We start from the raw sequence: 11711 nt of genomic DNA on the forward strand, positions 1-11711 counted from the left end.
CTAGACCCTCCCCACAGGGTTTATCGGTTGCGCCGTTTCTATCTCATTTTTGTAGTTAGTAAATGTAGCCCCACCCATTGTAGTACCAGAGCCTGCTCCTGCTAAGATACTGATGGCATTTGTTATCCCAGACCCACACAACAGCGACAAGTGTTCTGATTGGAAAAGAGAAGTTAGCCAAGGTTCTATACGTGAACGGAAAATGTTGTTGTTTGCAACAGAATCCTCAGTATCGGGCAACCAACCGCAATCTTTCGTATTAAGCACTTTTCCATCTTTATCAAAACTTATCAATTCGCGATCATCTCTTGTTTTAATAACATTGCCACCATTTTTCAGAATCTCTTGTAGAGTCTCTATTTGTAACTCTTCCATATGAACAAAATATTATGTGTTTATCGAACTAATTTATATTACCTTGATTGCAAGGGGGCTTTATTGTATATCCCAAAATCTCATTTACTCCCCTCCATAGCTCTTGAAGTGCTCCACTTGCTCCATCACTTGATTGAAGACCTCAGTGTTGTATTGAGGAGGATAGCCATTGGCACGCAGGCAGAAGAAGATCTTTTGATTGAGGTCGGCACGTATCTTGGCATTGTTGAGCCAGTCGGTGAAGGAGGATTGTACGTCTATCAGTTCCTTAATCTTCTTAGCCAAGGTCTTGCACTTGTCGTTAATGATGACTGAGCCTTCTTGTCTATCCTCACCATACTCAAAGTTATACTTATCTCTGAGATGCATCAAGATGTCGTAGAAGGCTTTTTCCTCAAAGGTCAGTCCCAGTCCGCGGAAACTTTCCTTGTCTTTCCCTAGCTTATCGAGCAAGTCAAAGGCCTGTTTCGTCGCTTCGCCAATAATGGCACTAACGGCTTCGCTCTGTGTGGCTGTAGCCTCTGCGACCATACGTTCCACAGCACGATTCATACTAGCCACATCGTGTTTCTCGCCCGATGTCTTGCGCACATACGACGCCACTGCCATGTAGCATTGCGAGAGGGAGAGTTCTTCGTGACTCAGCACATTCGAGGGCTGACAAATGTCGTAAGCCGCTCGGAGACGTTTCACATGAGCCAGGAAGAAGGTCTTGGCATCCACCTTCTTGGGTAATCCCTTTTCGCTCTCGATATGTAGCATCTCATTCATTGTGATGATATGTTCAGCCGCAGCCGAAAGGCATTCCAAGTGCACCAATGGTTTCACATCCTTGCTGGTGAAGGGCGTGAGATCAAAGCCAGCAAACACTTGACGGATTAGCTCCAACTCAATGCGCAAGGCTTCCAAGGACTGTGCCACATCATCATCACTCGGACCGAAGTCGTCACCTCCAAACCGCCGCATCGCCTCCATCATATTCTTGTGTATGCCGATATAGTCGATGACATAGCCAAAGTCTTTGCCGGGATAGTTGCGATTCACGCGACTGATGGTCTGCACCAAGGTCTGCTTCTGTAGGGGTTTATCGTTGTAGAGATACGTCAGGCAGGGCACATCGAAGCCCGTAATCCACATATCCACCACGATGACGAGGCGGAAGTTGCTCTGCTCGGCCTTAAAGGCATCGTCAAGTTGCTTCGTCCGCTTCTTGTCTCCCAGATACTGCCACATATCCGCAGGGTCGTTGGCACTGCGGGTGGCGACCATCGCAATGGTGGGCATAGGGCTTAGCCTGCGTAGCTCTTCTGGGGGAAGCTTACTATCATCGGGCGACTTGCGTTCCTTAAACCATTCAGGGCGGAGTTTCTCGAATTTCTTGAGGAGTCTATAGGCAATCTGCCGTTTGCTACACACGATCATTGCCTTCTGCACCACATCGGCTTTGTTGTCGCAAGCCTTGGTGTAGTGTTCTATGATGTCGCTGGCCAATCGTTCCAGTCGCTCGTCATCACCCAGAATCACTTCCATCGCACTCATCGCTTTCTTGCTCTTGGCAACATCTTCGTCGGTGGCTCCTTCATCGGCACACTGCTGATAGTAGGTATCTATCTCTTTGACCTTATTACTATCAAGTGTTACATTAGCGATGCGAGGGATATACTTAATGTCTCTCGTGATGCCATCTGCCACAGCCTGCTGCATGGTGTAGCTATCCACAATCTCACCAAAGACCTGAATAGTCTCATCAATGGGCGTACCTGTAAAGCCTACAAAGGTTGCGTTGGGGAAGGCGGTGCGCAGCAGTTCAGCATAAGGCTTCGTGACGAACGCTCCCAATTGTTCAGCCTCCTTGCCTTTCTCGACCTTGTCTTTCACCTTGAGTTGGCTGTTCAAGCGCACTTGCGTGCGGTGCGCTTCGTCCGAGAAGCACACGATGTTGCGTCGCTCGTTGAGCAGTCCTGTATCCTCACAGAACTTCTGGATGGTACAGATGAAGAAGCCTCCTGAGGGACGCAGGCTCATCTCGGCTTTTAGTTCGGCTCTACTCTCTATGATCTTTGCCGTACCCAGCGAGAGGAACTCTTCCGAACGGAGAAAGAGCTTACCTGCCTGTGTTTGCAGGTCTTCTCGGTCTACAATCATCACAATCGTAGGCGAACCCAAGTCCGAACAGCGCAACGACAACTGCCGAGCCAAGAACATCATGGTGTAGGTCTTCCCACAGCCTGTAGCTCCGAAGTACGTTCCCCCCTTGCGTTCTCCCCTTTTGTAAGCTTCGACAACGTGGTCGCGCAGCATGCGTGTAGCGAAGAATTGTGGGTAGCGACACACCACCTCTTCTTCCCGCTCACTTCTGGCGTCAGGGAAGTAGACATAGTCACGCAAGATTTCCAAGAAACGCTCCGTCTCATACACGCCTCCCACGATGGTACGCACTTGGTCTATGCCACTCTGTGCCGCAGGGTCTTCGTTGCGCACCTTCTTCCACGCATAATAGTGTTCATAAGGCGTATAGGTGGTGCCGAGCTTAGTATTGTTCTTCGTGGCATCGCTGATGCGCGATAGGGGGCAATAGTGCAGCAGATGAGGAATGTCTCTTCTGTAGCGTGTGTGTATTTGTTCGTAGGCATCGGCAATGGTGGCGTGTTCGTCCGTAGGGTTCTTGAGTTCGAAGATGCAGAGGGGCACGCCATTGACAAAGAGCAACACGTCGGGGATGCGAATGTCGCTCCCTTGTCCGTAGCCCACTTCAAACTGATTGACCACTCGGAAGATGTTGTTCTGCTGTGGCTCGTCGAAGTCTATATAATTAATGTCGAAGGTTTTTCCATCGCTATGGCGCACATAGCGATAGCCGTTGCAGAGCAATTGATATGTGGCGCGCAAGAGGGCAAAGTGCGTCTGCCCACTCATGTGCCGCAAGTGGTTCACGATCTCATCAATATCTTCCTGCTCAAGCTCGCTATGCTGCCTGCCGAGGAACGCTCTCAGATCTTCCTCTATCAGCACTTCACGGTTGTTGCGATGCAGCGTGCTACCGTGCGTATACTCCCAACCTGCATCGGTAAGTAGGTTGATGAGTGCTTCTTCATATTCGCTTTCGTAGAACTTCATCTTAGCTGTCTTTATCTTTTTATACACATCAATAAATAGAGATGACCTCGGAAATATACAACAAGCTTATCTTTACGCTTAGTCTTTAGCTTGATTGAGTAAGTGGTCTAATTGTTTCTGAAGTTCTTCTCTATTGGGTAGATAGAGTTGGTAGCGTGCAGCAAAGAGATGATTGTCTATACCTTCAAGAGCATACTCCATCAATAGTTCATCCTTGTGCGCTCCTAATACAATGCCAATTGGAGGATTGTCATCTGCCTGACAAACCTCGTTTTTGAAATAGTTTAGATAGAGGTTCATCTGCCCTATGTCCCCATGCTTTATCTCTGCACGTTTTAAGTCTATCAGCACATAGCATTTCAAGATGGTATGATAGAACACCAAGTCAACTTTGAAACGTCTTGTTCCAATGGGAATTACATACTGACGCCCCATAAAAGCAAAGCCTTTTCCTAATTCAAGCAGAAACTGTTCCATGTTGGTTTTCAGAGCCTTCTCTAGATCAGTTTCTTTATAACGCTTTTGCTGTGAGATACCTGTAAACTCTAGCACATAGGGATCTCGGAGAATATCTGTGGGCGAAGACATCTGCTGTCCTTTTTCTGCAAGAGCAAGTACACTTTCTTTGTCTTTACTGATAGCAAGCCTCTGAAAAAGAGCAGAGCTTATTTGGCGTTTCAGCTCTCGTACACTCCAATTTTCAGCTATACTCGTCTTCAGATAGAACTGCATTTCTAGCTCATCAGAACACTTGAGTAGCTCCAAATAATGGCTCCAACTTAATTTGTGCGACACTGTCTCACAAATTGGGAAGGCAAGATAAAACTTGCGCATATAGTGAAGAGCCGAGCGACTAAATCCTTTACCTCTTAATCGAGTTAGATCTTTAGATAAATTGGGCAATAAGCGTTCACCATACTTTGCCTTTGCATTACCCTTTTGTTCAAACTCAACGATATATCTACCTGTCTCCCAATTGGCATTGAGCAGTTCTATATTAACAGCAATGGCAGCCTTTGCTCTTGCACCATTCCAAGTGTCTGAAATATGTGCGACTAGTTGCACATATTCAGAATCATTCGTTTGCAATCCATTTACTGATTGAACTAAGCTATTATTCTCTTTCATACATCTTCATATTTCATCCCTTGATCGACTTTTGCACCAGTGCGGGGCAGAGCGTGCGCAGCTCCGCACGTGCCGCCTCCGCTATGCGCTTCGCCTCCTCCATACCATGATACAGGTTCACAATAGACTGCTGCACCGAAAGCGGAGGGAGGGGGATGCGCGATTCACACAATGCTACCCAGGAAAAAACTTCTGTGGAACTACCCCAAGAACGAAAGCAGGCGTTTCTATCCCACTCATCTCTGCAGAAAAGCATAAATAAGTATTCAGGTATCAGGAGATTATCTGACACCTTGAAAGCTGTATTATTCCAACTGGTGATGAAGGGATTTAGAGTAGAATTGAATCCTAATCCTATTTTCTTTCCATGTGTTCGCGGATTGTAGATAAATTCATTGGGCTTGACAACTTTGAATTTGGACAAATCGCTATTGACAAGATCTGCTTTAGTGGGAATGACTTCCTTTGTAATTGTCATTCCTCGCACATCCTCTATGCCATACTCACCTGCATAGTTCCTTTCATCCACCTCCTCAATATACTCGCCTAGCGTCACTTCAGGATACTTGCGTTTGCAGTCAATGATGAAAGCTTGGCAGGCTTCGGAGAGCGGTGCCATCATGGCTTCGTTCGTCTCTGCCAATTGCTTTAAGCGCTCATACGTGGCTACCAACTCGCGCTGTACCGAGAGAGGGGGGAGGGGAATCTTTATCTCGGTGAATCTGTCCCAATCAAGATTTGAGCGAATACTACCATCACTCAAGAACCAGCCTAATCTATCCATTTCAAGACGATTGAATTGCAGGAACAGATACTGAGGTAAGACTTCCGAAGCGTCTTTTATCTTGAATGTCGTATATGCAGGCGATACGAGTATTGTTTCATCATTGCCTTGCAACGCTATTCTAATACAAATGTCTCGCCCAGTCTGCATACCACTAAACACAAAGGTGTCTAGCTTTACCAACTTGTACTTCCTATTATCAAGGTTGTTCGTATCCGTCACAGTGGGCATGAACTTCTTATCCTTATTCACACCACAAAAAGGATAATCCGTCCCCGCATAGTTCCTTTCGTCCACCTCCTCGATATAGTCCCCGAGGCGCACCCACTTTGTTTTACTCACATTCATAGCCTAATTGTTTTAATGCCTTGCGCAGGGTTTGAGCATTGGTTTCTTGGCGTTGGAGGAGCTGCGCCACGGTAGAGGCGGTGTGGCGCAAGGTCGCGTCGTAGTCGATCTCGGTGTCTCTGTCCTTAAACTCGATGTAGCGACTAGGCACGAGGGAGAAATTGTTTTTGCGCAGTTCATCGATGCCTACAGAGCGGAAGAGTTCGGGCTCGGCATAGCTCGTGCCGTCCGTGCCTTCGGCTTGCCAAGTGTGATAGATGCTCACGGCATGGGCTATTTGCTCGTGGGAGAAGAGAGTTTTCTTCTTCTGCTCTCCCTTGACAGCATGCTCCGTCCATTGGCGCAAGTCCATAAAGAGGATCTCGCCCGTGCGCTTGCGCCCGTGCCAGCGTCCTCCACCCTTGTTCTGGTTGAGGATCCACAGTGTGACGGATATATCGGTGGTGTAGAACAATTCACGAGGCAACACCACGATGGCCTCCACCTTATCGGCCTCGATAAGCTTTTGCCGAATAGTCACCGTGTCGCCATCGCCCAAGGCGCCATTGGCCAGGAGGAAGCCAGCCACACCCCGTTGAGGTTTCAGTTTGGAGAGAATGTGCAATATCCACGCATAATTGGCATTGCCCTCGGGTGGCAAGCCGTAGTCTGCCCAACGTGCATCGTTGCTCAGCTCGGGACTGTACCACTTCTTGAGGTTGAAGGGCGGATTCGCCATGATATAGTCGCAGGTCAAGCCCCGGTGCATATCCTTCGTGAAGGTCGAAGCGTTGCGCTCACCCAGGTGGTGGGAGATGCCCCGCATAGCCAGGTTCATCTTCGCCAGTCGGTAGGTGGCTGGATCCTGCTCCTGCCCGTAGACATTGACCTGCATGATGTCGCCTTGCTTCTCCTCGACATACTTAGCACACTGCACAAACATCCCACCCGAGCCACAGCAAGGATCGTAGAGAGTGCCATCGAAAGGCTCAATGAAGGCAGCGATCAGCTCCACAATGTCATGAGGCGTGTAGAACTCTCCCTCCTCCTTAGTGGCATTCACGGCAAAACTCTTGAGGAAGTATTCGTAAACACGCCCAATGAGGTCGCGTTCCGTGCCGAAGGTCTTATGCGAAATCTTGCTCACCTCGTCCACCACTTGTTTCACTACGTTGGGCGAAAGGTTAATGCTCGAGAAAAGCCCAAGGCGCACACAGCTCCTGAAAGTATCTCCACTTTCCTCCAGTGCTTGCAAGGCATCATCCAGTGCGGCATTGAGCTTCGTCCCTGGTTGTTCGACTAGCTTATCCCATCGAGCAGCTTCCGGCACAAAGGGCGCACCGCTATACATGCTTGGTTCATTAACGAAAGCTTGTATTTCCTCCTCATCGGTCATCCCATTATCGAGTGCCATCTTGTACAACCGCTGCTGCTCATCCACGAACTTCTCGCCGATGAAGCGCAGGAAGACGAGCGTGAGCAGGAGGTCACGCTTATCGTTGAGTGAAGCATTACTGCGCAAATACTCTCGGCAGTTAAATAGTATGGTTTCAAGGCTGGGCATACCAGCATCTTCTTTCTTCTTTTTCTTAGCCATGGTGGTAGGTAGCTTATATCAACTTATCTTTTGTGGGGGTGATAAGTATTCTCACCTCTATATCTAATACTTTGGCAATCTCTACAAGATTTTCCAAAGAAGGCTGTACCTTATTGGAACACCAACGGGAAACAGTATTCTCAGCCCTCCCCAGTTCTTGGGCAAGCCATTTACTTGTTAGTTGTTTCTCTGCTAATACAGCCTTAATCCTATTCATTGCCATAATATGGTGATTTTATATATTAATAATATAAGTAGTTATATGCAAAGGTACAGCATTAAGAGCATTATAGCGAAAGATTTAGAGAATTATTTATCCTAGACTATTATTTTCTTTGATTTCAGGTGTTTTTCATCGAATAATCAGTATCTTTGCAACATAGAACAACGTGTTCTTTGAAGCAATGCAGAATAAAGAAGGGAAAAGAAACTCGCTCGTTTCCAACTCGTAACCCTTTTGTCCTTTATCCTTTCTTAGGTTATTGATTATCTGAAAGATATAAACTTATTGAATCTTTTGCGGGCGTAATCAGTTGCAATCAGCATCTTTGCCTTTTCCTCCTTTTCGGTTAATGGCGCACGCCCTAAAAGGGTGGCATTGCCAGTTTTGGCAAACTCCATCAGTTTTCCAATAAACTCCTCCTGTTCGGGAGTTGGCGGTATGTTATGCAGTATCTCGTTCTTCTCAGGGCGGTCGATACCGATGTCCTTTGCTGTACGGAAGTCGCAAATCTCCGCATAAAAGTAATGGGTATGAATGTAATCGGTTGATTACTAATAGAAAGCAGAATATATAATCTGATAAGGTGAACGATTAAGAAACGAGCGAGTTTCTCTCCCTTTCTTTATTCTGCAAAGCCTCAAAGAACTCTCTGTTTGATGTTGCAAAGATAGCGATATAATTCATATAAGCAAAGTATTTACGTTGTTTTTTCAATGAAAATCAACCTTAGACATTTCTAATTCTATAAAATCGCCATTTTAAGGTATTGCATATATCTATGAACAATGGTAATTTTGCAAAATGATAATCAAAAGAATTCTTTTAATCTTCATCATTCTACTTCTGCTGTTTCCCTCTGCTAATGCTACTATTTTGAATTTAGCTGTGGGTGATACTATATACCCTACTCGAAAACATGTTTCTTCATTACATAAAACGATAGAACTCGATGAAGTTCAAGTTATTGGACAGCGGAAATTGTTTTCCATAAGAAAAGACACCACGTTTATCAATACTGATTGCCTTCGAGTAAGGAAAGGTGCTAACTTGGAAGACTTAATCAGGAATATTCCGGGCATGGAATACGACAAGGCGAACAGGCTACTATCGTTCAAAGGAAAGCCATTGAACGGCGTAAACATCAATGGCGAGACCTTTATGGGCAACGACATTATCGCAGCGTTGGAGAATATGACAGCCGATGCAGTGGAACTACTGAAACTGTATGACATGCTCAGCGCATTGGAGAAAATGACGGGAGTAGATGATGGTGCCGACAATTATGTGCTGGACATCAAGACCAAATCTACCTACAATGGCAGCCTGACAGGAACACTAACGGCTGAACACGGCAATCGCGACAGACGCAGGGATGAGGTACAGGGCAATCTATTCAATGCCGATGGCGAAAACACCTCGCTGACTTTGCGCTCTGACAATCTTAGTAATATGAACATTGGGGGAAACAATTTCCAAAACATATTGTCGGGCAATATCGTGAAGAAATTTGGCAAGAAGATTACGCTCAATGCAAGCCTCTCACTCAATGCCTTCCACAATGGAAGCGAGAATCATGACTATGATGAGCAATATCTTTCATCGGGAACAAAATATCGGGAATCAATGCTGCTTTCCTTGAGCAAGAATCACAGTAATGCCGCAAACATAAATCTGCAGTATAACATAGACAAAAAGACTTTGCTGAATATAAGTACAAATGGAAACTTCGGACGGTCAGACAACCTGACTGACAACACAACATACCTATATGAGTGCAATACGGCTGCAGACACGCTGACCTCGGGAACGCTGCGAAATAACACAAAAAGCAATGGAAAGAATTACCATGTGTCTGCCGACCTCACACGGCGGATTGGCAAGGTAGGGGCATCATTTACCGTGAAGGCGACACTTGGCGGTAACTCGAATGAAACGAATAATACCAGCCTTTCACTGACGAAATTCCACCACCTGCGCAACGCTGTGGGCGGAGATTCACTACTGTTGCGCAATCTTTGCCAACAACTGCCCACCCTGCGCAACGAAAGCAGAATATCATTGCAATATACCCATCCTTTTGGCAAACAGTTGAAATTGCAGACAGGGTACGGACTGCATCACGAAGAAGATAGAAACACAAGCAACACTTACGACCATACTATACCGAATAGACCATACATAGATAGCCTAAGTTATGAGAACACACTATCTATATGTGGGCAGGAACTCACCCTGCGAATGGATTATAAGGGTAAGCAATGGAAGATAAACGGTGGCATTGATGTAGAATGGCAACGCAGGAATATCTGCCGGCAACACAATTCGGAAACAGTGGACTATACAGTCAAGGCTACGGAATACAAGCCCAAGTTCGGCGCAAAGTGGAACAACGGAAAAATAGAAGTTGAACTGCGTTATAACGGAAACACACAACAGCCTTCCATACAGGCTTTGCTGACACTTGATGACAAGAGCAACCCGCTGTTCGTGAAGATAGGCAATCCGCAGTTGAAGCCAGCCTATCAACAACAACTGTCCATCAGATTAAATGAGAGAAAATATGGTATTACCTTTATGGGCAATTACCACAACTCGTTCAATGATTTTGCAGAGGAAGTAACGTATGACTCAAATACTGGCGCACGGACATACAGAACTGTCAATATCAACGGAAATTATTTTGTGGACGGGATGCTGCAATGGCAGAAACAAGTGAAGCATCTGATGCTCTCTGGTACTATGAGAACTTCTTTTAAAAACCACGTCTATCTCTTTCACGAACAAACGTACGGTAATGCTTTGAAGAGCAAGACACATACAACGGGTAATGAGGTTAGCCTACGATTGAACTACCAGCCGAAATGGGGGAATATTGACCTACACGCCAGTTGGCAACTCTACCGTTCCAACAACTTACTGACAAACATCCATGTAAATACCATTGACTACGACTGTGGCATCAGCGGCACAGTAGAACTTCCCCACGACATTGAAATATGGGGCGATGCAAATTGTCATCTGCGCCGAGGAACCTATTCAACCACAGATGATGACCAGTGGCTATTGAACGTGGGAGCATCGTGGCGTTTTCTCAAGAAGAAACAAGCCACACTCTCATTTAAGTGGAGCGACATTCTGAACAGGCGAAGCGACCTCAACCGTTCCGTTTCAGGTTACGGGTATCACGAGAGTTTCCGACCGCAGATACATAGTTATGCCCTCGTATCGCTGCGATACCGTTTTAGCCTTACCAAAAGTAAAACAGATAAAAATTCTCACAAACAGCAAAATCCTAATAAATAAGGATTGCAAAAACAAAAATAAAATCATAAAAAATAGGTATTGTGAAATCCAAACAAGGCTCCTACCTTTGTAACTCAAAACAATTAATTTATTATCGAAAATGAAAATAGTAAAGAATTTAACATTACCAGTATTGGTATTCCTTGTGATGGGACTTGCCTCATGTAGCAGTGATGATAATACAGTTCATTACAGCACAAACTCCCTTAAAAATACAGAATTGATGACTGTGTTGAAATCGAAAGGTTATCAGTTCGACAAAGACGGGAAGCTGGAACTCAACGAATTAGCAAACAACACCACATCGCTTGACCTTAGTGGTACAAACCTGAAGGATCTCAGCGGTCTTGATATTCTCCCCAATCTGAAAGACGTAAAACTCTCCAATAACGGGTATGGACCTGTTTTCGACTTCGCCCAACTACCTGCACAGATTACCGGAGTGGATTTGACCGGCAATGACATTTACGAATTTAAGGGACTGGCAAATACCGACAAGGTAGAGGCTACAGGATACGAGGCTACCGACATTAAACGCCACTTTGAAAAGTTGTATCTTCCTGAGGGAGCAAAATACGATCAGGATCAGATTGTAGCTTTTTATAAAAAGTCGGAGATGGACAAGAAAGCCGTTGATATGAAAATGGCAGATGCAAATGGAAAGTTGAACACATATAACACCTTGCGTAATGTGCCTGATGCCATAGTCAGAAAACAATTATATGATCTTTTCTCACAATTATTTGTCATTACAGAAAATAAGGATACACTTATTGATGTGAGCAGACGAATGACCTCACCCGAGCAAAGCAACAATTCTATTGCCTTAATTCCGCAACACTATTATAAATTAAACT

Annotated in this window: 8 protein-coding genes and 1 pseudogene; 2 read left to right on the plus strand and 7 right to left on the minus strand. The window is 45.6% G+C overall.

All coding sequences use genetic code 11. The features are described from left to right. From HMPREF2983_RS00050 to HMPREF2983_RS14455, 7 genes and pseudogenes are all read right to left on the minus strand, one after another. Window positions 1-375, minus strand: a complete 375-nt coding sequence (locus tag HMPREF2983_RS00050; RefSeq protein ID WP_070665493.1) for a hypothetical protein — start codon at window positions 373-375, stop codon at window positions 1-3. Between the two features lie 84 nt (window positions 376-459). Continuing rightward, entirely contained in the window at window positions 460-3492 is a 3033-nt protein-coding gene (locus tag HMPREF2983_RS00055; protein ID WP_070665495.1) for a type I restriction endonuclease subunit R, read from the minus strand. A 78-nt stretch (window positions 3493-3570) separates the two neighbouring features. Further along, entirely contained in the window at window positions 3571-4620 is a 1050-nt protein-coding gene (locus HMPREF2983_RS00060) for a PDDEXK nuclease domain-containing protein (protein WP_006951627.1), read from the minus strand. 13 nt (window positions 4621-4633) lie between these two features. Then, a complete protein-coding gene (locus HMPREF2983_RS00065) occupies window positions 4634-5752 on the minus strand; it encodes a restriction endonuclease subunit S (protein ID WP_006951629.1) in 1119 nt (372 codons plus the stop codon). Further along, window positions 5739-7328: an N-6 DNA methylase gene (locus HMPREF2983_RS00070; protein WP_070665497.1), complete on the minus strand. Its 1590-nt coding sequence runs from the start codon at window positions 7326-7328 to the stop codon at window positions 5739-5741. Before HMPREF2983_RS00070 ends, HMPREF2983_RS00065 begins: the two co-directional genes overlap by 14 nt. A gap of 13 nt (window positions 7329-7341) precedes the next feature. Continuing rightward, window positions 7342-7551, minus strand: coding sequence for a helix-turn-helix transcriptional regulator (locus HMPREF2983_RS00075; protein ID WP_070665499.1), 210 nt, complete (start codon window positions 7549-7551; stop codon window positions 7342-7344). Window positions 7552-7814: 263 nt separating this feature from the next. Next, a pseudogene (locus tag HMPREF2983_RS14455) lies at window positions 7815-8072 on the minus strand (helicase); the annotation flags it as partial. Between the two features lie 280 nt (window positions 8073-8352). On the opposite strand from HMPREF2983_RS14455, the gene HMPREF2983_RS00080 reads away from it, so the two are divergent. Further along, on the plus strand, window positions 8353-10854 hold the full coding sequence (locus tag HMPREF2983_RS00080) for an outer membrane beta-barrel protein (RefSeq protein ID WP_070665501.1): 2502 nt from the start codon (window positions 8353-8355) through the stop codon (window positions 10852-10854). Between the two features lie 100 nt (window positions 10855-10954). Then, window positions 10955-11711, plus strand: a 757-nt coding sequence (locus HMPREF2983_RS00085) for a leucine-rich repeat domain-containing protein (protein WP_305775588.1), incomplete at its 3' end; no start/stop codon positions are given.

It is taken from the genome of Prevotella sp. HMSC077E09 (genome assembly GCF_001814685.1).
GTDB classification, from domain to species: domain Bacteria; phylum Bacteroidota; class Bacteroidia; order Bacteroidales; family Bacteroidaceae; genus Prevotella; species Prevotella oris.